A 22,521-nucleotide genomic window follows, 5' to 3' on the forward strand; every position below is an offset into this window, starting at 1 on the left:
TTATATGAAACGATTTCTTCAGATATTATTTGTTGCCATCATAGGCGCTATTGCAGTCGGGTTTTATTTCAAAATGAACGATAATAATGTTACCGGAGATCGAATCGTTGGTATTGGGGTACTTGCCATTGCATTCATTTTAATACCTCTTTTCATCTATCACAGATCGAAAGGAAAGAAAATTCAGGACTATATGTTTACCCAGGAAAACATCGACAAAATGAACAAAAAAAATAGCAATCACCCTGAAAATCAATAATTTTTTCAAAAAAAACATTCTTTTTACTTGCTGTATCATATTAAATATTACCTTAGCACCATCTAATTAATTTTTTATTTTTTTATAATGACTGGTACAGTAAAATTTTTCAATGATTCCAAAGGTTACGGATTCATTACCAACGATGAAACAGGAAGTGATATCTTTGTTCATGTAACTGCATTGAACGGAGTAGAACTTAACGAAGGAGACAAAGTAGAATATAACGAAGAAGAAGGCAAAAAAGGAAAAGTTGCCTCTGACGTGAGAGTTATAGGATAATCATATTTTATTTTGGAAAAAATTAAAGCGCAACATTGGTTGCGCTTTTTCTATTTTATGCCCCCTGGGGATTACTGAATTAATTTAAATTTCTTTTCTCAATAAAAAAACGCTTCATAAGTGTCGCGGCTTCATTTTCCATTACCCCTCCAATAATTTTAGTTTTAGGATGTAAGGTAGTTCCCAAGGTTTCAAACCCTCGCTTTTCATCTTTTGCTCCATAAACGATTTTGGAAATCTGACTCCAATACAATGCTCCGGCACACATTTGACATGGTTCTAAAGTGACATACAAGGTACAATCGATAAGATATTTCCCTCCTAAATAATTAGCTGCAGCGGTTATCGCCTGCATTTCGGCGTGTGCCGTTACATCATTTAAGGTCTCGGTCAGGTTATGTGATTTGGCAATTATCTTGTTGTCTATTACAACTACTGCTCCCACAGGCACTTCCCCTTTATCAAAAGCCATCTCTGCCTCTTGCAAAGCCTTCTTCATAAAATAATTATCATCAAAAGGATTCATCATGCATCAAAAATACAATTTCAACTCGTACTTTTGCCTAATGGCATCAAATTTACTCACATCTATTAACACTCCGGATGACTTGAAAAAGTTAGCTCCTGAACAGCTACCTCAGCTGGCAAAGGAGTTAAGATCCTTTATCATTGACATACTCTCTGTTAAGGAAGGACACCTGGGAGCAAGCTTAGGTGTGGTCGAGCTAACCATCGCTTTACATTATGTTTTCAACACACCGGATGACCTTTTAGTTTGGGACGTTGGGCATCAAGCTTACGGACATAAAATCCTAACAGAACGAAGGGAGGTCTTTCACACGAACAGGCAGCTCAATGGGATTAGTGGATTTCCTAAACGTTCAGAAAGTAAATACGATACTTTTGGAGTCGGCCATAGCTCCACAAGCATTTCAGCAGCATTGGGAATGGCTATCGCCTCTAATCTGAAAGGTTTAACAGACAGACACCATATAGCTGTAGTCGGAGACGCCTCTATTGCAAGCGGAATGGCTTTTGAAGCGCTGAACCATGCCGGGGTTTCAGATGCTAATCTCCTGGTTATTCTTAACGACAATACCATTGGGATTGATCCAAGTGTTGGTGCACTTAAAGAATATTTAACCAATGTTAAAGAGCGTAAACTTCGCAATCAACAAAACATTTTTGAGGCCTTAAACTTTAATTATTCAGGACCGATTAATGGCCATGATATTGATATTGTAGTTAATGAGCTTAGTCGTCTTAAAAAAATTAAGGGCCCCAAATTTCTGCATATTATCACCACAAAAGGCAAGGGATTAAAAAAGGCAGAACAAGATCAGGTTCGTTATCACGCTCCAGGAAAATTTGACAAGGTAACAGGCGAATTGGCTCCAAAGACAAATAAGGTTCAACCACCTAAATTTCAGGATGTATTCGGGCGTACTATTGTAGAGTTAGCCCAGAAAAACAAAAAGATTGTAGGGATTACCCCTGCCATGCCAACAGGTAGTTCTTTAAAATTCATGATGGATGAAATACCAGACCGAGCCTTTGATGTTGGTATTGCCGAACAGCATGCCGTGACCTTAGCGGCCGGAATGGCAACAGAGGGACTGATCCCTTTCTGTAATATTTATTCCACATTTTTACAACGTGCTTATGACCAGGTCATTCACGATGTAGCCACCCAAAACCTACCGGTCATCTTTTGTTTAGACAGAGCAGGATTAGTTGGGCAGGACGGGGCTACCCACCATGGTGTTTTTGACATCGCCTACCTAAGGTGCATCCCTAACCTCATTATTTTTGCTCCTGCCAATGAGACGGAGCTTAGAAACATAATGTATACCGCTCAGCTAGGACTTAATCAACCGATAGCCATTCGATATCCCAGAGGAAGAGGGATTTTAAATGAATGGCGAACTCCTTTTGAAAAAATTGAAATAGGAACAGGAACGCTCCTGAAAGAAGGGAGTAGTATTGCAGTTCTTTCGCTAGGCTTTATAGCTAAAAACGTTACAGAAGCAATTAATCGATTTAATAATGAGAAAATCGCTCACTTTGGCATGCGTTTTGTGAAACCTTTGGACGAAAACTTGTTGCATCATATTTTCAAAAAATTCAATACGGTCATCACGGTTGAAGATGGTTCCATAAAAGGTGGATTTGGAAGTGCTATTGCCGAATTTGCAGCTGAACACCACTATACATCAACTATAAAATCGTTGGGGGTACCGGATAAATTTATCGAGCATGGTACAGTAGAACAATTACAAGAAATTGTAGGTATTGATACTAATTCGATTGAAGAAACTTTGCAACAATTTTTATAACGTTATTTTTTTTATCAATTTTGCGTCGCTAAATCACTAATAATGAAACAGTTTGTAGTTTTATTTTTCCTTTTTTGTTGTTATTTCTCATATGCTCAGGTAGATACACTGACAGTTATTAAAAGAGACACTATCGTAAACACCAAAGACACCCTGATTATTAAAAACTATTATTTTATTTCTAAGGTGGATTCTTTGATAAAAAAGATAGCTCCTCCAATTGTAAAGGTTGATTCGGCGGCCATAAAAAAAGATTCTGCGCTTGCTGCGAAGGATACCGTTCCTAAATCTAACTGGACTAAAGAAAACAAACTAGGACTCAGTTTAACTGAAGTTGCTTTTGTAAACTGGAATGCAGGGGGAAATAATTCCTTCTCTGCAATATCCCGCGCGAATTTTGTTCGTAAATACAAAACTCCAATGGTTTCCTGGAATAATGAATTAAGACTTAGCTTTGGTCTCAATGCTCAGGAAGGAAGAGAGTTACGAAAAACCGATGACAGGATCGAGTTTAACTCTACGGCAGGTTTTAAGCGAAAAGAAAAGTCAAGCTGGTATCATTCTGCCAAATTTAATTTTAGAACCCAGTTCAGTAACGGTTATAAATATCCGGATACCGATAATCCTATTTCACGTCTTATGGCACCAGGATATCTTTTTATAGGTATTGGTGCAGAATACATTGAAGACAAGCCTGATTTTAATTTATATATATCTCCATTAACGCAAAAATCAACCTTTGTATTAGATCAAGGATTGGCGGATAAAGGGGCTTTTGGTGTTCAGAAAGCCAAATACGACATGGATGGAAATCTTATCCAACACGGTAAAAACATCTATACGGAGGTGGGTATTCTCATAACGAACTCCTTTAAAAAGGAGATCTCTAAAAACATGAACTTCAACAACCGACTCAACCTATACACAGATTACCTGAATAGTTTTGGTAATGTTGATATTGACTGGGAAATGTTGCTTGACCTAACGGTAAATGAATATGTTAAAGCCAATATTGGAACACATATCATATACGATAACGATGTTAAATTCAAAGAATCTGAAACTCCTGAAGGAGAGGTTGACAAATACGGAGCAAGAATTCAGCTTAAGCAATTACTAGGCGTTGGAATTTCATATTCCTTCTAACTTATTGCTATTTAATCATTCTCTTTTTCTTCCTCATTTTCTTTATTCTTTTTTTTGAGGAAGGAAAAGAACCCTTTGTTCTTTTTCTCTCCGAATTTCTTTTTAGGCGCCTCTGCACCAAACAAACGTTCAAAGAAGGTCTCTTCCCTTACCGGATCACATTCGAGAGCTGCTAAAACTTCTTCTGAAGGTTTCTGGAACTTAGCATTCGAAATGGATTGAAATTCATTATCTGAATTAAGCTTTTTAAGAAAAAGCGCCACATTAGGCAATGCTGAATTGGCTCCTTGTCCAATACCCGTATTACTAAAACCGATTCTGTGATCATCATTACCAACCCAGGAGGCCATTACCAGCTTTGGCGTAACACCAACGAACCATCCGTCTTTATTGTTCTGGGTGGTACCTGTTTTCCCGGCCATATCATTTTTTAAACCATACCTACTTCTTAACCTAACTGCAGTCCCTTCATCTACCGTAGCCTTTAGCATCTCTATAATGGTTTCCCTGGTATTCTCAGAAAATGCGGGTTCTTCCATTGTATTTTCAGCCTCATGTTCCCACAAAACATTCCCTGCTTTATCTTCGATTTTTGTTACCAAATAAGGTTGCACAGAAACTCCATTATTTACATATCCCGTATAGGCCGATGCTAATTCAATCAACGACATTTCTGCCGTTCCGAGTGCCAATGAAGGGACTTCCGGCAACTTGCTTTTAACCCCCATTTTACGAGCTTGATCGACTACCGCATCAATACCTGTTTCATCCATAACCTTTACTGCTATGGTGTTTATGGAATTGCTCAATGCTTTCTCAAGCGAATACTTGACTTCTATATCCTCTTCTTTCTGAGTGGCATTTTCCGGTGTCCAGTCTTCTTCCCCTTCATAGGTAATTGCTTTTAGAGAGAAGTACGTACACGGATCCATTCCATTCTCTAATGCTGCGGTGTATACGAAAGGCTTAAAGGTCGAACCAACCTGTCTTTTACTTTGAATGACATGGTCGTACTTATAAGACTGAAAGTCAATTCCACCGACATAGGCACGAACAGCTCCCGTATGCGGATCCAAGGCAACAAATCCTGTATTCAGAAATTTTAAATAGTGAGATATGCTATCAAGTGTAGACAAGTTTTTTAATTCTTCACTCTTCCAGTCAAAAACTTTCATTTTTTTCTTGAGTTTCAGGGAGTCAAGAATTAACTTTTCTTCAAGCCCTTTCTTTTTCAATCGCTTATATTCGGGCAATTTTCTGGCAGACTCAAGAACGATCTCATTATTTTTCCATGGTTTTCTCTTGCCATAGGCATTTTCAAACTGTGATTGCAAACGACTCATATGTTCTTTCATAGCAGCTTCCGCATATTCCTGCATATCTCTATTAAGGGTGGTATGCACCCGTAAGCCATCCTTATATAAGTCGTATGTTCCTCCATCCTCCTTTTTAAGGTCTGCAACAAGCAATGCAGCCTCTTTTCTAACTTGTTCCCTGAAATAGGGTGCCAACCCATCATTGGCATTAAAATACTGATAGGAGAGGGCTATTTTGTTTTCTTTAACTTCCCTGGCCTCTTCTTCTGTAATAAACTTGTATTTTACCATTTGCTGCAATACCACATCTCTACGGAATTGACTTCGCTCCGGAAACAACCTGGGATTATAGCTATGTGAAGCCTTCAGGCTACCGATCAAGGTGGCTGACTGTGATAAGTTTAACTGAGTCGTGGAACAATTGAAAAACTTTTGTGCTGCACTTTCTATTCCATAGGTATTATCACTAAAAGGAACGGTATTTAAATAAAGGGTAAGGATTTCTTCTTTTGAATATATTTTTTCAATTCTTCTGGCAATTATGGCTTCCTTCATTTTAATAACCGGCATACTAAAGATTCCATAGTTATCTCTACCATAAAGATTTTTGGCCAATTGGGTTGTAATGGTACTTCCACCTCCGGAAGAATCATCTCCTAACAAAATGGATTTAAAGAACACTCTTCCTAAACTTCGGGTATCGAGTCCTGAATGTTCATAAAAGCGCACATCTTCAGTAGCGATCAGGGCATCGATTAAATGTTGTGGGAGCTCTTCAAACTTTACAGATTGACGGTCAAAAACAAAGTATTTACCTATAAGTTCATTATTTTCATCTAAAACAAGACTTGCCTGCGCTTGTTTTAATTCCTTTAACTCTTCTACCTTGGGTAATTTTCCCCAGAAACCTGCATAAACAGATAAAAAGAACAGAATACCCAACAGAAAGCATGCGCCAATAATTTTTAAGAACAATTTCAAGAATTGCTTCTTCTTACTTTTACCCATATTTTAGGAGTAGGTTTAAATCTTAACTCGTTTAATATACGACAATAGGGTCTTAAAGAGATGTTAACGTTATGATTATCCCCGAAATAAAATCAAAAACAGGGGATGAAATATAACTTTCATCCCCCATCACAGTTGAGTTACTAATAGCAATCTTGGGTTTTCTTATTTACGTTTTAAATATTGCGCTCTCAGCATTTTCTTTTTCAGGTCACTTACATTTGTCGTTGTTCAGTATAAATACCTGAAAAATCAAAGTAAGCTCAATACTTTAAACAAGGGAGAAACCCTCCCCCCAAGCCCAATTTATTTTCTCAAAAAAATTGTAATGAATAGTTCCTCCCTGTATTGTATATGAAAAATGTGTGTATGCAATCCCTTCAAGAAGGTCTTACATATATTAAGACACGGTCAATTCAGAAAAGTCACTTTTAAGTAAAAAAGAAAAGGCTGATAGTCGCACTAAATCATAAAAGGCTAAAAACAAGCTGATTATACGCCAAAAAAAAAAGCTTCTCAAATTGAGAAGCTTTCTGTGCGGGTGAAAGGACTCGAACCTTCACACCTTTCGGCACTAGATCCTAAGTCTAGCGTGTCTACCAATTTCACCACACCCGCGGTTATTTTGTGGGTGCAAATATAAATCAATTTTTCAATTTTCAAACCCTAAATGCATAAAAAGTTCTTTTTGTACTTTTGGAAAAACTGAAAATTTCTTCATGGACACTATTAACGAGTATATTGATCAACATAAAGATCGATTTATAAACGAACTTATTGAGTTATTAAAAATACCTTCAGTAAGTGCTGATTCCGCTTTTACACAGGATGTACTTGACACAGCCAAGGCTGTAAAAAACGCACTTGACAAAGCAGGTTGCGATAAAACGGAGATCTGTGAAACACCAGGTTATCCGGTTGTATATGGTGAAAAAATTATTGATCCAAAGTTACCAACTGTATTGGTGTATGGTCATTATGACGTTCAACCGGCAGATCCGTATGATTTATGGGACTCCCCTCCTTTTGAGCCGACGATTAAAAAAACAGAGTCGCATCCTGATGGGGCTATCTATGCTCGTGGTGCCTGTGATGACAAAGGACAAATGTATATGCATGTAAAGGCCTTAGAGTACATGACCCAGACAGGTAATTTGCCTTGTAATGTTAAATTCATGATCGAAGGAGAAGAAGAGGTTGGAAGTGAAAACCTGGGGTGGTTTATTGAGCGTAATCACGAAAAATTAAAGAATGATGTTATTCTCATTTCAGATACAGGAATGATCGCAAAAGATGTACCTTCTATTACAACAGGGCTTAGGGGGCTTAGTTATGTGGAGGTAGAAGTTACCGGTCCTAACAGGGATTTACATAGTGGGTTGTATGGTGGCGCTGTTGCGAACCCTATTAACATCTTAACCAAAATGATTTCATCGCTTCACGATGAGAACAATCATATTACCGTACCCGGATTTTATGATAAGGTAGAAGAACTATCTGCCGAAGAACGCGCTCAAATGGCCGAAGCTCCATTTTCTTTGGATGCTTATAAACAAGCTTTAGACATTGACGATGTGTACGGAGAGACCGGATATACTACTAACGAACGTAACTCTATTCGTCCGACCCTTGATGTAAATGGTATCTGGGGTGGTTATATAGGAGAAGGAGCTAAAACAGTTATCCCGAGCAAAGCTTATGCGAAAATATCTATGCGCTTAGTTCCTAACCAGGATTGGCAGGAGATTACAGAACTTTTCAAAAAACACTTTGAAAGTATCGCTCCGAATGGCGTTAGGGTAAAAGTTACTCCTCACCATGGGGGTCAGGGTTATGTTACCCCTATTGACAGCCTAGGGTATCAGGCTGCTTCAAAAGCTTACGAAACTACCTTTGAAAAGACACCAATACCGCAGCGAAGCGGAGGAAGTATTCCGATTGTCTCATTATTTGAGAAGGAGTTAAAAAGTAAAACCATCCTAATGGGCTTTGGTTTAGACACCGATGCCATTCACTCTCCGAATGAGCATTTTGGGGTATGGAATTATCTCAAGGGTATTGAAACCATTCCATGGTTCTATAAATATTTTACCGAATTGAATGACTAACTACTTAAAACTTCCGACCTAAATGAAAATTTTAAAAAACACTACCGGAAACGTTACACTCAGTATCGTTTCCGCACTTTTAATGATCGGTTGTACGGAAACCCAAACTAAGGAGGCCATTACAACCGCAGACTACCAGGATGCTGCCAAGCACCTTTCTTCTAATTTAAATCAATATGTATATGGCTCTGCTGAACGTGGTCGTTGGACAGGCGATTCCATTTACACCTATCAGAAGAAAACAAAATCAGGAAAAGAGTTTATCACGGTGAACACCAATACTTCGGAGAAGCAAGCTGCTTTTGATCATCAGAAGCTTGCTGAAGCCCTTGCTGGTGTACTCGAAGTGGATGTTAAACCTGAACTGCTTCCGTTTTACGGTATTTCACATACGAGTCATAACACGATCGAATTCAGTATCGATGGTAAAACCTATAGCTGTAACCTGGATGATTATAGTATTTCGACCGTTGAAGCCTCTAATAATGGGAAACCTAATCGTAATGAATATGTAGCACCAAACGGAAAAATAGCTGCCTATATCAGTGATCATAACTTATGGGTTCGAAATCTGGAGACCGGAGCGAAAACACAGCTTACCTCCGACGGAAAACAAGATTATGGTTATGCAACCAACAATGCAGGCTGGATCAAGAATGATCGTCCGGTTTTAAAATGGTCGCCAGACTCTGATAAAATTGCCACTTTTCAGCAAGATGCCAGAGGCGTTGGAGAAATGTATCTTACCAGTACTAAAGTTGGTCACCCTGATTTAGAGGCATGGAAATATGAATTACCCGGAGATAGTATCGTATTCATGTTGGAGCGCGTTATTATCGATATTCCTACCCGAAAAATAACTCGTTTAAAAACAAATGCCGATTATCAACGATCGACCATTACGGACCATGTCGCTGACTGGAGTGGTGAGTTACTGGATGCTGAATGGAGTAAGGATGGCTCTAAGTTTGCTTTTGTGTCTTCATCAAGAGATCATAAAATTGCTGAACTTAAAATCGCAGATGCGAAAACAGGTGCGGTTACTTCTGTATTTAAGGAAAAGGCAGACACTTATTTTGAGTCGGGTGTAGATGAAGTTAACTGGCATGTATTGTTTGACAGCAATGAATTTATCTGGTATTCGGAAAGGGATAACTGGGGGCACCTTTATTTGTACGACCTGCAAACAGGCGAGTTAAAAAATCAGATCACTAAAGGCGACTGGCAGGTAAGAGCGGTATTGAAAGTAGATACTGAGGCAAGAAAACTATACTTTACTGCCGGAGGAAAAGAAGAAGGAAACCCGTACCACGATTACCTTTACAGCGTAAATTTCGACGGGAGTGACCTTATTTGTCTTACTCCTGATAAAGGAACGCACCGTACGCAAATTTCTCCATCATGGGAGTATATCGTAGACACCTACTCTAGTACTACCAATGCACCTGTAACTGTTTTGAGAAACATGAAAGGTGAAAAGATCCTTGATTTAGAGGTTACTGATATTTCGGAATTAAAAGCCAACGGATGGCAGGAGCCAATTGAATTCACTACCAAGGCCAGGGATGGAGAAACCGACTTATACGGTATCATGTATGTTCCTAGCTCGTATAAGGATAGTGAGTCGTATCCGGTGCTTAACTATATCTATCCCGGGCCACAATCAGGGAGTGTGGGCAATTATTCGTTCAGAGCTGCCCGAAGCGATTTCCAGGCTATTGCCGAATTAGGTTTTGTGGTCGTAGCTGTGGATGCTATGGGTACTCCGGGAAGATCGAAATCGTTTCACGATGCCTATTATGGTAATATGGGAGATAATGGTTTACCAGATAATATTACCACCATCAAGCAACTTGCGGAAAAGTATCCGGCAATGGACACCACACGCGTTGGAATCTGGGGGCACTCCGGAGGTGGATATGCTTCAACAGATGCTGTATTGCGTTATCCTGACTTTTATGATGTTGCCGTTTCGAGTTCGGGGAATCACGATAACAGAAACTATGAAGCTGATTGGGGTGAAAAATGGCATGGTTTATTAAAAACGAATCCTGACGGAACTACCAACTATGACAGTCAGGCTAACCAACTCCTGGTAGAAAATTTAAAAGGGAAATTACTCTTAGCCCATGGCACGATGGACAACAATGTTCCTCCTTCCAATACGCTATTGGTTGTAGAAGCTCTTATTAAAGCAAATAAAGATTTTGATCTCATCATGTATCCGAATAAAAGACATGGTTATGGCGATATGACCAAGTACATGATGCGTAAGCGATGGGATTATTTTGTAAAACATTTAAAAGGAGTTGAACCGCCTAAAGAATTTTCATTAGACGAGCTCTAATCATCGAATACCTTAAATAGTTCTAAAAGTCCTTGAAAATCTTCAAGGACTTTTTTTAGATCCTATAATTCTATATACATTTGAGGCTCAATTAAAAAAACACACCTATGTTTTCAAAAGATATATATGTTTCGAGAAGGCAACAGTTACAAGGGACTGTTAAAAGTGGTATCTTATTATTTCCGGGAAACGGCAATGTTGGAATGAATTGCAGAGACAACTGGTTTCATTTCCGTCAGGACAGCACGTTTTTGTACTATACGGGAATCAATCAACCTGATTTATATTTTCTGATCGATATAGACAACGATAAAGAAATTCTTTTTGGTAACGACCTCACTCCGGAAGATATGGTATGGGTAGGTGCTGCTGATCCGTTGCAGGTATTTGCAGACAAAGCAGGCATTCAAGAAGTTCGACCATTAAAGGAGCTTGCCTCATACCTTAAAACGGCAAGCGGTAAAGGACAGAAAGTACATTATCTACCTCCATACCGAGCGCAGACCACTGTTGAAATCAGTGAAATGCTGGACATTCCTACCCAGGAGGTTGCTAATCAAAAATCTGTTGATTTCATTAAGGCCGTTGTAGCACAACGTTCTTATAAAAGTGATATTGAATTATCGGAAATCACTAAAGCAGTTGACATTACGGCCGACATGCATATCCATGCTATCAAAAATGTAAAGGTGGGTCGCACTGAAAAAGAAATCGCTGCAGAATTAGAGGCCATTGCTTCTTCCAAAGGAAGCAGTATTTCCTTCCCTATTATTTTAACAAAGGATGGACAATACTTACATAATCATGCTACCTCAGCCGTATTGAATGAAGGCGACCTGGTATTGGTTGATTGCGGAGCGGAAACTTTGATGAATTACGCAGGAGATATGACTAGAACCATGCCTGCAGGAGAGCGATTTACCGACCTGCAAAAAGAGGTTTATAATATTGTTTTAGATGCGCACGAATCGTCTATCGCTGCATTAAAACCGGGTGTCTTGTTTAAAGATGTTCACGAGTTAGCTGCTTCGAGGCTTGTTGAAGGTCTTAAAGGCATGGGACTCATGAAAGGGAATACAGAAGATGCAGTTCAAGCAGGAGCGCACACCTTATTCTTCCAGTGCGGATTAGGACATATGATGGGGATGGATGTTCACGATATGGAGAATTTAGGAGAAGAATATGTGGGATACACAGAAACACTTAAGAAAAATCCAGCGTTCGGATTCAGATCGTTACGATTGGGTAGAGCCCTAGAAGAACGATTTGTTATTACTGTAGAACCAGGCTTATATTTCAATCCATTCCTGATCGACAAATGGAAAGCAGAAGGGAAGTATACTGACTTCGTGAATTACGATGCAGTAGAAAAATTTAAAACCTTTGGAGGAATCAGAGTAGAAGAAGATCTTTTAATTACTAAAGATGGTAGTCAGATTCTAGGAAAGCCAGTTGCTAAAACGGTTGCTGATGTAGAGGAGTTGAAGAATTCTTAATAATATTCACAACATATAATGAGTCCGCCTGGTTAAAGTTACCCAGGCGGGCTTTTTTTTGACTGCTCTTCACATCAATACATATCAAAAGTGGAATACCCCCCTTTTGAAAGGAGCCTCTTTATATTCTTATATATTTCCAACACATACTTCTGGCATACACCAACTATACTTTATCCATACTGTATCTATACCTTATCCATGCCTTTGCACCGGGCCTAGAGTGCCTAAACCCATAGTATTCAAATATTTAATGTTTCTTTAAGCTACTCTAAAAAAACCTTATTTGCCGGCAACCGCGATCATTATATGAGGATTGAATCTTTTTTATCTTCCCTATTATCTCGGTAAGCTTTATTAATTAATTCTTAAAATTATTACCTCTACAGTTGTAGAATTAAATTTTATTTCTACATTTGTAGAGAACAATTTTATCATAGTCTATGAAACTATCAAAATCAGAAGAGGAGGTGATGAATCATTTATGGAGGTTAAAGAAAGCTTTTATGAAAGATTTATTGGAACAATACGAAGAACCAAAGCCTGCCAATACGACTATTGCCACCCTTTTAAAGCGTATGCAGGACAAGGGATTTGTTTCGTACAAGCTTTTTGGTAAATCGCGGGAATATTATCCTTTGGTTTCGAAAGAGAGTTATTTTTCAAAACAATTGAAAGGCTTGATCAAGAACTTCTTTAACGATTCACCGGCTCAGTTTGCTTCATTTTTTACGGAGAAGACTGATTTGAGCGAGGAAGAATTAAAGGAATTAAGAAAGATTATCGACGATCAATTAAAGAAATCGTAAATCATGCTATTCTACTTTATAAAATCGGGAGCTTGTTTAGCTATTTTATTAGTGTTTTATAAGTTTTTCTTAGAAAAGGAAGGCATACATACCTTTAAGCGCTATTACCTCCTGACAGCTGTTATTATAAGTTTTGTTATTCCTTTGATAACCTTCACGCAATATATTGAGGTTTCAGAACGGGCTACTCCGGTATTTACCGGTGCCATGTCTTTTGATGAAGACACTAGTGCCTTATCAACCGTTAGTTACCGGCCTGCGGTTTTATGGAGCATCTACGGTATTGGAGTCCTGTTCTTTTACCTGCGATTCCTGGTACGAATAAAAGGCATTATAAACCGAATAAAACTGAACCCTGTTAAGCAATACGCTATTTATACCAACGTATTACATAATGACAAACTAGCGCCCCATACCTTTTTAAAATACATCTTTTTAAACGGCGACGACTACCATCAAAACAACATCCCGGACGAGGTATTATTACACGAAAAGGCTCATGCCAGGCAGCAACACTCACTCGATATTATATTTCTGGAAGTTTTACAAATTATATGCTGGTTTAATCCGTTCATTTATTGGGCTAAAAGGCATATCAAACTAAACCATGAGTTCTTAGCAGACCGCGAGGTTTTAAATCACGGAGTTCATTCATCAACCTATCAGGAACTATTACTGGCATTCTCATCAAGTGCCAAACATACAGGCCTTTCTAGTGCCATTAATTATTCATCAATCAAAAAACGATTTACCGTTATGAAAAAACAAACATCAAATTTCACCTGGCTAAAGTCGGCTTTATTATTGCCACTGTTAGCGGTACTTATTTACAGTTTTAGTGAAAAAGAAACTAAGTTGATACACGATCAACCAGATGTGATTGTACTGAAAATGTCAATCGATAATGAAATTGAATTTCAAGAATCTACCTTCACATTAAAAACCATCGAACAGAAACTCTCCAGTTATATTGAAAGAGGGGAAGTTCATATTGAATATGGTCCGGATGTAAGCGTTGAGGCTTGCAATTCACTTCATAACCTTTTGATTACGCTTGGCTTTCCTACGATTAAAGAATATGCTATTGGAACGAATGGAATTCTGATGAAGGAAATGTACAATCACCTATTGGAAGCAAACACTCCCGAGGAAGCCTTGCGCGAATATAATAGTTTAGTTAAACATTATAACACCTTCAAGCTGGATAAGGGTATGGACCTTATCGATATTAGTAAAATTCAACATCTCTACGAAAAGTTAACGCCAGAGCAAAAGAAATCTGCTGAACCTTATCCTGATTTATCCTCTTTTAAAAATTCGAAAAAGTTAATTACAACCATACAACAGAGTGCTTCCAAAAAAATGATTGCCGAATACAACAAACTGGCGAGAAAATACAAGAATGCTAATTCCGGCACCATTAAAATTGATAAAAAGGAGGTAGAGCGTATGTATTATATCTACGGTATCATGACGGAAGCGCAGAAAAAGGAGGTGGAGCCTTATCCCAATTTCCCACCCCCACCACCAGGATCATCTAACACGGCCAATTATTCAAAATCCAGAAGCAAATTTTTAGCATACGTTACGCCTAAAGGAGCATGGCCACAAGTTTATTTAAGTTTACCACAGGACGAAGCCAAGGTTGCTAAAAAATTATACGACCGTATGATTGAGGCTTATTACCAACTGAGTGCGGAAGAAAAAAGTAACCAGGAAAAATTACCACCTCCTCCACCTGCGCGGAAACACAAGCAGGTAAAAGAAGAAATCATCGAAGTTATTGAGGTCCCGGCACCCCCTGCTCCACCAAGACCTAAAGAGCCTGTAGTAATAGAGGTGGTTGAAGAAAGAGCGCATGAGGTAGTAGAGGTACGCGAGGTCATTGAGGTGGTTGAAGTTCCTGTAGAAACAGAAAACACTCCTAAAAAGGTAATTCAGGTTATGGAGGTAGAAGGTGCCGTACCTCCACCACCGCCACCACCGAATCCGGAAGAGCACATGAAGGAACTGGCCAAGCAAAACGCAACGTTTTATTTTAACGGTTCGAAGATCAGTGCTAAAAAAGCGATTGAACTGGTAAAATCAAAAAAAGCGATCAACATATCGGTTCTCAAAGGTAATCAAGGCATACCTACGGTAAAACTAACCGACCAACCTATTGAACACTAAACAAGTAACTATATTGACCAGTTCGCCTCAAGGAATTCTTTGAGGCTTTTTTTGTGTTAAATTTTCGGCATATTATTTGTGAGAATTGGATTAAATTATTGAACCAATCAAATACATCCAAAATTATGACCAAAACACTTCTCATGTTTATGGCAATCACATTATGTATTGCCTGCAAGTCAGATCCTGAAAAAAAAGAATCAACTACTAGCACCTCTATTCGTCCCGATTATATTGCTTATCAAAGCCATATCAGTATGGCTGAAAAGCATATTTTAGACTCTATTTATGTTGATGCCTTAAAAGAATACGAAACTGCTTTTACCTTAGTAGAAAAGCCACTTGCCAAACACTGTTTTACCGCTATGCAGGTTAGTGCTACCGTAGACAGCCTTGATCATTTTAAAAAGTACAGCATAGCCGGTATGAAGCGGGGGTTATTACCAAAATACTACAAAGAAGACTCATTATTGAATGCGTATTTAAAACAGAAAGATCTGTACGATTTTATCGATGAGCATTTTGAACCCAATCATAAAATCTACGAAGAAAGTACTAATACTTTTTTAATTGATACATTAAAACAATTAACTCTCTTAGATCAAAAATGGAAAGTACATTATTGGGATTCCTTAGCAAGGGTAGACCCTATAAACAAACCTAAATATGATTCTTTATACAATATTGTCATCAGTGATATTGTGGAAAACAAATTGATTCCCTTGATTAAAGAATTTGGGTATCCGGGTGAACGGCTAATTGGCGCTAGTGCTGTAGGATATGATCCTAATGACTCCTATCGCAGAGCATACGTCCAAAATTCAGCAAAATTAATTCTATGGCACTATTATTCCCTGCCTAGACAAAAATGTGAATACAATGATCTTTTTTGGGAAGAAGTAACGAACGGGAACTTAGACCCCGGACATTATGCTACCTTTATTGACTTTCAGGCAAGAAAAGGTGCCGACACTATTTGTAACAATGTCAAAATCTACGACCAACATTTTACCGTAACGGATTCCACAAGATTTGATGAGTTTAATACCAGAAGGGCTCAACTTGGTTTAGAACCAATCGAGGAACGAAATAAAAAATACAAACGAGGTCAAAAAGCTTGTAAAGAAATTAAAGAAGGAAACTTTAAGCACATCAAACTCTTTTACTGGTGTGGTTAATATCAAAAAAGAACTCTTAAATCATAATCAGAAGAATTATCAGGGTGATATTATTTAAAAATAACGATATTCTAATTTAATTTCAAATGAATCAAATCTTACAAAAAATAAACAAGCGCAACAAAAAGTTAATGTTTTTGGTGCTAGGTGTACTCTTGGTTGTGGCTATGTCTAGTTACAACTTAAGCCCTTCGAGCACAAAGAAAAAACCAATAGATTATATTGCTTATATGCGGACTATCAATAAAGCTGAAAGCTATATTTTAAAAGAGCAATATGATAGTGCATTGGTTATGTATAAGCGAGCCTTTAAAAATATAGACAAACCTTTGGCAGGACATTCTTTTACTGCTATGCAGACCAGTGCATATTTAGACAAAGAAAAAGATTTCAAAAATCTTACTAACCAAACATTTAAATGTGGATTGGAAATTGAAGATATTACTAGTGACTCTTTGTTAAGTGATTATATAAGAACGCATAAGTTAAATGATTTCTTACATAGTAGCTATAAAAAAAATAATCCGGTTTATAAAAATCGTATAAATATATCTCTTAAAGACTCCATTATTAAATTAGCCCAATGGGACAGTAAATGGAAAAGATATTATACTGATTCTTTATCAAAGGTTCACCCAGAAAAAGAGGAATTATACAAATACCAATATGATACGATTGTATCTGAAATTGTGGAGGATTATTTGATTCCGATCATAGAAAAATATGGTTATCCAGGGGAACGGATGATAGGGCATGGAAGAACAGGAATAACAGGTAGAAGTAGCTATAGATCAATAACGGTTAGAAATTTATTGATGCATTATTATGGCATCCCAAAAACTCAAAAACAGTGTAGGTACAATTCTCTTTTTTTAAATGAGGTATATAAAGGCAATATGAGTCCAAGAGATTACGCTACAATTATAGATTTTCAAATTAGAAAAAGGGCTGATACCATTTGTAGTAATCTTAAATTGTTTAATGAACATCATATTGTTACAGATACAACAAAGTATAAGGAGTATAATATAAGAAGAGAAACTATTGGTTTAGAACCAATGGAAGAAAAGATTGCAAAATACAAAAGGGGACAAGAAATCTGTAGAAAAATAAGGAAAGAAAAAAAGTATAAACATGTAAAACTCTTTTACTGGTGTGGTTAAAATAAAAGCCCGCTAAAATGGCGGGCTTTTATTTTCTGATTATTGTTCCATTAAACACTCTTTATGTTAGAAAATTAAAAACAGTTTGTAAGCAACCCTAAGTTCCCCTATTTTTAGGCTTAGAGGTATCAAACAATCTAAACATTGATGAAGTTTATAACAATCGCTTTTTTCCTAATTTGTTCTTTCCTCCATCGCCAGCCCGCACATGCTCAACATTGGAAAGAAATTAAATCAGTTGAGGACTTAAACACCAACTATCCTGAATTAATCAACCATCTTTTCTCCCGAATTGATCTCACCTATAATGGTCTTGATGCTGTAGATAGTGCGCTCCGGCAGAACGATACCATTGAAGCCTGTAAACTATTAATTCAGTATTATCAAAAGAATCCCAACGGTTCTAAATACAGAAAATCAAACATCCCCCCTACTGATATTTCAGTTGCCAAAGCCGATACCATCCTTAAAAATGTATTTACGATTCAAAATGTAAAGGGAAAAGTACCATGGGGTGAAGACGGACATAGAGACTGGCACTATAAAGGTCCGAATAACGACAGGGAATGGGCCTGGTTATCGAATCGTCATTTTCAGATTGATACGGTCTACCATGCTTATTTAAAAACCGGAAACTCCAAATATGTTAGTTATATCGATGAGTTTCTTCGCGATTTCATTATTAAGAGTCAGCCCTACCCTGAGAAATGGGGAACTGATGCTATCTGGAGGGGGTTAGAAGTTTCGTACCGGAATAAATACTGGACTTCCATTTTTTACGGAACCATCAATAACGATTTAATTTCAGATGCTACCAAACTATTATTATTGTCCAGCTTACCGGATCATGCGCATTACAGCAGGCATTTTCATGCAAAAAAGAATAACTGGCTCACCATGGAGCTATCGGGATTAGCCGTTATTGCTGCTCATTTTCCGGAATTTAAAGGTGCAGATGAGTGGTTGGATTATGCCATAGATAAAATGGGCAAGAGCATTACGGAACAGGTATATCCTGATGGGGTGCAAAAGGAACTTAGCTCTCACTATCACTATGTAACCATCGACAATTTTGAACAGTTTAAATCCACATGTGAGATCGCCGGTAAAGCCTTACCGGAATACTATCATGAAACATTGCAAAAAATGTATAATTACCTGGCCCAGTCGATTCGCCCGAATGGTTATGGGGTATTAAACAACGATAGTGACCTGGACTATAATTTCGAACGATTGGAAAAGGCCAATGAAAAGTATGATATCCCTAACTGGAAACATCTCCATAAACACACCGATAAATACATAAGTAACCCGGACGAGGTTTCATTTATTTTCCCATGGGCGGGTCAGTTTATATCCCGAAATCATTACGGTATTGATGCCCACTGGTCGTTCTTTGACATTGGACCCTGGGGAACAGGGCATCAACACAAAGACAAACTCCATCTATCGGTGGCTGCTTTTGGAAAGGACTTTTTGGTAGACTCCGGAAGGTTTGCCTATACGGGAGCGGTGGCAAAAAAATTCAGAAAATATGCGCAAAGCAGTGCAGGACACAATACATTGTTGATCGATGGTCAGGGACAGGCTCCGGGGCCTAAGGAAACGGAAAAGCCTTTATCGGCGTTGCACTATAAGATCACCGATGTCTATGATTATGCCTGGGGTTCGTTTGATCAGTTTGACGATCTCGAAGGGACGGCTGAACACCAACGGACTATGCTATATGTTCGCGATGAATTTTGGATCATTACAGATCGTGTGGTTAGTGATCAGCCCAGAAGCATCGAAACCCTTTGGCACTGGCATCCGGAGCATCAAATTCAGGTGAAGGATCAAATCGCTTCTACAAATAATTCAGGTGGTAACCTGGCTATTATTCCTGTAAATAATCAAGATTTCGAAATCTCTAATATCAGTGGTGCTGAGACGCCAAACATTCAGGGTTGGTATAGTTCGGAATACAATAAATTTCGACCTAACACGACCACCATTTATAAGACTACGGTCAGGGACGCTCAACCGCTTGTTTGGATTCTGCACCCTTTTAAAGGTGAGAAAAATGAATTAAAAGCCAAAATCAAAAAAATTGACAAGAACGGGGTGTATCTTAAAATAAAAACCAATAATGACCATTTCGATATTTACGTTCCGTATACAGATACCAATAATGTCGATTTTAAAAAGAAATGATTCCAATGATTACTATTTAAATGCTTTATAATTTTAGTTTAAATAACAAAGCCCGCTATTAAAGCGGGCTTTGTTCTAAAAAATCAATCAAAAAACATCAAGGTAACTGGGAGTATCCGTGTTTGGTTTTCCACAGAAAATATTTCTCAAATAAGACCTTGTTGAAGTCGTAAAATATGTTTGGGATCATGATGGCAAACTTTCTGGGTTTAAAAAGTTTATCACTTAAAATGATTACCTCTTTTTTACCGGCATCCATGATACAAATACCTGGTATTTTACCCCATCCTTTTTTCTTAAGTTCGTTTTTGCCTTGTTGTACTCGAATAATATTTTCTGCTACAATCTTCCCGGTCTCATCGGAAGGGTATCCTGTTTTCGGTCCGGAGAATGGAACTTTTCCTGGTTCGAACGGGAGTTTTACATCGACGGCAATTCCGGCAGCCCATACATTAGGCAGTGTTACATGTCTATAATCGTCAGTTACGGGTATATATCCCGCTGCGGTAGCTTTAAGTCCCGGTGAATTCTGTACAAAATCAACCCCTATGAATGGAGGCATTAACATGGTAAAGCTACTTGGTAATTCTTCTCCACTGCTTAGTTTCACCTTATTTTCCATTACTTCTTCCACACCTACTTCGGTTCGGTAATGAATATTAAACATCTTCATAAACGATTTCAACATGGTCTCACCACCTTTAATCCCATCAATCCCAAAGTGTCCTAAGAAGGTTTCAGGGGTTATCCAATACAGGTCAACCTCCTTACGTATGTTTTGTTCTCTTAGCCATTTCTCTATATTGAATAAAAATTCGTAAGCTGCGCCCATACATCCGGCATTTTGCGTAGCGCCTATCACTATCGGTCCGGGGTTCTTTTTAAATTCCTCCAGTGCTTTTCTAATTTTCATTGCCCCGTTTGGGGTACCTACATAGTGAGCGTATTTTTCTACTCCGGGAGCCACATCATATTTTACTTTTGGTCCGGTTGCAACAACCAAATCATCGTAATGAACATCCCCCTTGGTAGTCTGAACAATTTGCAATTCCGTATCGACCTTCAAGGCTTCTGCCTGCATAAATTCCACTCCTTTTTTCTTCAGTATTTCATCTTTTCTAAAAGAGATATCCTTAACTTCTCTTCGGCCAAATGGCACCCAGATCAGGGAAGGAATAAATAAGAATAAAGGTGATTTATCAATCATAATGACCCTTTGTTGGTCTTTCCCTTTACGTTTAAGTTCTAGTGCAGCGGTCATCCCTGCAAAGTTGCCTCCTATAACTACTGATGTTTTCATGACTTATTGATTTTGAATACTTAAAGGTACTACAGAACCCCATGTTTATCAGTAACATAAGTTACAGTAAGTAAAAATAACATGTAACAATTGGAGTGGTTTTGCGTTATATAATTAAAGTTGGTTAGAGTTTCATTGCACGATCACAATTTCAAATCGACAATTCGAATTATTTTCTAAAGAAAATGGTATCCGGAATAGCTATGTTTTTGGATAAGTCTCATGTTTTCGATTCGATGGGTAGGAATGCATTTCTCAAACCGGCGGATAGATCAATCAAAAAACGTGTTATTATGTTAAAGCAATTCTTCTGGATGTGTTCCGGCGCTGATACGGACCTCCTTGAAACCTGTTCAAAATCTGAACAAATAAAGCAGGCCGGTATAGGCGGTACTGTGTTTTTTACAGCCGTTATGGCTTTTATCGCTTCTTCCTATGCCTTGTATACGGTGTTTGACAGTGTATATCTGGCTATTTTCTTTGGATTAATATGGGGACTACTTATTTTTAACCTGGACAGGTTTATCGTTTCCACAATAAAAAAGAGCGGGAGCTTTAAGAGTGAATTTATCCAGGCGGTACCAAGAATTCTATTGGCCATTATCATTGCTATTGTTATTGCCAAGCCATTAGAGCTAAAAATATTTGAAAAAGAGATCGATCGGGTTTTACTTGAAGAAAAAAATGAACTTACGCTTGCCAATCAAGAACAAATCGGACTCCAATACCAACCGGAAATTCAGCTATTGGAAAATCAAATCTCTGTACTGAAAAAAGAAGTCTCCGAAAAGGAAGCGGCAGTAAATGAATTATACGACACTTATATTGCAGAGGCAGAAGGACGTGAAGGTACTTTGAAAATAGGCAAAGGTCCGGTATACAAAGAGAAACGTGAAAAGCACGACGCGAGCTTAAAGGAACTCCAAACACTACGTGAGAACAACACTGCTAAAATAGGTGAGATAGAGGGGCAGATCGCCACCTTAAAAAGCAACTACGACAAGAAGGTTACTGAAACACAACCCGTTATAGACGGATTTGATGGTCTTATGGCACGGGTAAATGCACTTGATAAGTTACCCTGGTTACCTTCATTCTTTATTTTTCTATTATTCTTTGCCATTGAAACTGCCCCTATTTTTGCAAAATTAATGGCTCCCAAAGGAGCCTACGACATCAAACTTTCTGATGCCGAAGATGCCGCTAAGACCTGGGCCCAACAAAAAGCCTACCAGCGCAAAAAACAATTGGCCACTGATGCTGTTATCAATGATAAGGTATATGAGGACTTAAGTGAAGAAGACGAATTATATACTTATAAGCGTAAATCTGCACGTGAGATCATGCAACTACAGGCCGACGCTTTTTATAAACAACAGAAAAACATACTGTAGGGTTTTGATTGTCT

16 protein-coding genes and 1 tRNA gene are annotated in these 22,521 nt (G+C 38.2%); 13 read left to right on the plus strand and 4 right to left on the minus strand.

The window, feature by feature from the left end; genetic code table 11:
* Positions 1–4 precede the first annotated feature (4 nt).
* The gene (locus tag P278_RS11740) at positions 5–259 is read left to right on the plus strand and encodes a membrane protein (RefSeq protein ID WP_038266975.1); all 255 of its coding nucleotides are present in this window, start codon (positions 5–7) and stop codon (positions 257–259) included.
* A gap of 87 nt (positions 260–346) precedes the next feature.
* Entirely contained in the window at positions 347–541 is a 195-nt protein-coding gene (locus tag P278_RS11745; RefSeq protein WP_038266979.1) for a cold-shock protein, read from the plus strand.
* A 79-nt stretch (positions 542–620) separates the two neighbouring features.
* Here the strand turns inward: P278_RS11745 and P278_RS11750 are convergent, their stop codons facing one another.
* The gene (locus P278_RS11750) at positions 621–1,070 is read right to left on the minus strand and encodes a nucleoside deaminase (RefSeq protein ID WP_038266982.1); all 450 of its coding nucleotides are present in this window, start codon (positions 1,068–1,070) and stop codon (positions 621–623) included.
* Positions 1,071–1,107: 37 nt separating this feature from the next.
* On the opposite strand from P278_RS11750, the gene dxs reads away from it, so the two are divergent.
* Both dxs and P278_RS11760 read left to right on the plus strand, forming a co-directional pair.
* Positions 1,108–2,877, plus strand: coding sequence for a 1-deoxy-D-xylulose-5-phosphate synthase (gene dxs / locus P278_RS11755; protein WP_038266984.1), 1,770 nt, complete (start codon positions 1,108–1,110; stop codon positions 2,875–2,877).
* Positions 2,878–2,919: 42 nt separating this feature from the next.
* Positions 2,920–4,023: a DUF3078 domain-containing protein gene (locus P278_RS11760; protein ID WP_038266987.1), complete on the plus strand. Its 1,104-nt coding sequence runs from the start codon at positions 2,920–2,922 to the stop codon at positions 4,021–4,023.
* Positions 4,024–4,034: 11 nt separating this feature from the next.
* Here P278_RS11760 and P278_RS11765 read toward each other — a convergent pair whose 3' ends face one another.
* Positions 4,035–6,347, minus strand: a complete 2,313-nt coding sequence (locus tag P278_RS11765; protein WP_038266990.1) for a penicillin-binding protein 1A — start codon at positions 6,345–6,347, stop codon at positions 4,035–4,037.
* Positions 6,348–6,883: 536 nt separating this feature from the next.
* Positions 6,884–6,965, minus strand: a tRNA-Leu gene (locus tag P278_RS11770).
* A 101-nt stretch (positions 6,966–7,066) separates the two neighbouring features.
* On the opposite strand from P278_RS11770, the gene P278_RS11775 reads away from it, so the two are divergent.
* The 8 genes from P278_RS11775 (at position 7,067) to P278_RS11810 (ending at position 19,813) form a co-directional block, all read left to right on the plus strand.
* Positions 7,067–8,455, plus strand: a complete 1,389-nt coding sequence (locus P278_RS11775) for a dipeptidase (RefSeq protein ID WP_038266993.1) — start codon at positions 7,067–7,069, stop codon at positions 8,453–8,455.
* Positions 8,456–8,477: 22 nt separating this feature from the next.
* On the plus strand, positions 8,478–10,802 hold the full coding sequence (locus P278_RS11780) for a S9 family peptidase (RefSeq protein WP_082436150.1): 2,325 nt from the start codon (positions 8,478–8,480) through the stop codon (positions 10,800–10,802).
* A gap of 107 nt (positions 10,803–10,909) precedes the next feature.
* Positions 10,910–12,298 (plus strand): aminopeptidase P family protein, encoded by a 1,389-nt coding sequence (locus tag P278_RS11785; RefSeq protein WP_038266996.1) that lies wholly within the window; start codon positions 10,910–10,912, stop codon positions 12,296–12,298.
* Positions 12,299–12,741: 443 nt separating this feature from the next.
* Positions 12,742–13,107, plus strand: a complete 366-nt coding sequence (locus P278_RS11790) for a BlaI/MecI/CopY family transcriptional regulator (protein ID WP_038266999.1) — start codon at positions 12,742–12,744, stop codon at positions 13,105–13,107.
* A 3-nt stretch (positions 13,108–13,110) separates the two neighbouring features.
* On the plus strand, positions 13,111–15,279 hold the full coding sequence (locus P278_RS11795; protein WP_051413543.1) for a M56 family metallopeptidase: 2,169 nt from the start codon (positions 13,111–13,113) through the stop codon (positions 15,277–15,279).
* A gap of 149 nt (positions 15,280–15,428) precedes the next feature.
* Positions 15,429–16,457, plus strand: a complete 1,029-nt coding sequence (locus P278_RS11800; protein ID WP_161808360.1) for a hypothetical protein — start codon at positions 15,429–15,431, stop codon at positions 16,455–16,457.
* A gap of 86 nt (positions 16,458–16,543) precedes the next feature.
* On the plus strand, positions 16,544–17,620 hold the full coding sequence (locus tag P278_RS11805; protein WP_038267005.1) for a hypothetical protein: 1,077 nt from the start codon (positions 16,544–16,546) through the stop codon (positions 17,618–17,620).
* Between the two features lie 147 nt (positions 17,621–17,767).
* Positions 17,768–19,813 (plus strand): alginate lyase family protein, encoded by a 2,046-nt coding sequence (locus tag P278_RS11810; protein WP_038267008.1) that lies wholly within the window; start codon positions 17,768–17,770, stop codon positions 19,811–19,813.
* Between the two features lie 97 nt (positions 19,814–19,910).
* Here the strand turns inward: P278_RS11810 and P278_RS11815 are convergent, their stop codons facing one another.
* A complete protein-coding gene (locus tag P278_RS11815) occupies positions 19,911–21,113 on the minus strand; it encodes an NAD(P)/FAD-dependent oxidoreductase (RefSeq protein ID WP_038267011.1) in 1,203 nt (400 codons plus the stop codon).
* Positions 21,114–21,406: 293 nt separating this feature from the next.
* Between P278_RS11815 and P278_RS11820 the strand changes: the two genes are divergently transcribed.
* Complete coding sequence (locus tag P278_RS11820; protein WP_038267929.1) at positions 21,407–22,507, plus strand: DUF4407 domain-containing protein; 1,101 nt, start codon at positions 21,407–21,409, stop codon at positions 22,505–22,507.
* Positions 22,508–22,521: the final 14 nt, after the last annotated feature.

The organism is Zhouia amylolytica AD3 (genome assembly GCF_000511935.2).
GTDB lineage: Bacteria > Bacteroidota > Bacteroidia > Flavobacteriales > Flavobacteriaceae > Zhouia > Zhouia amylolytica.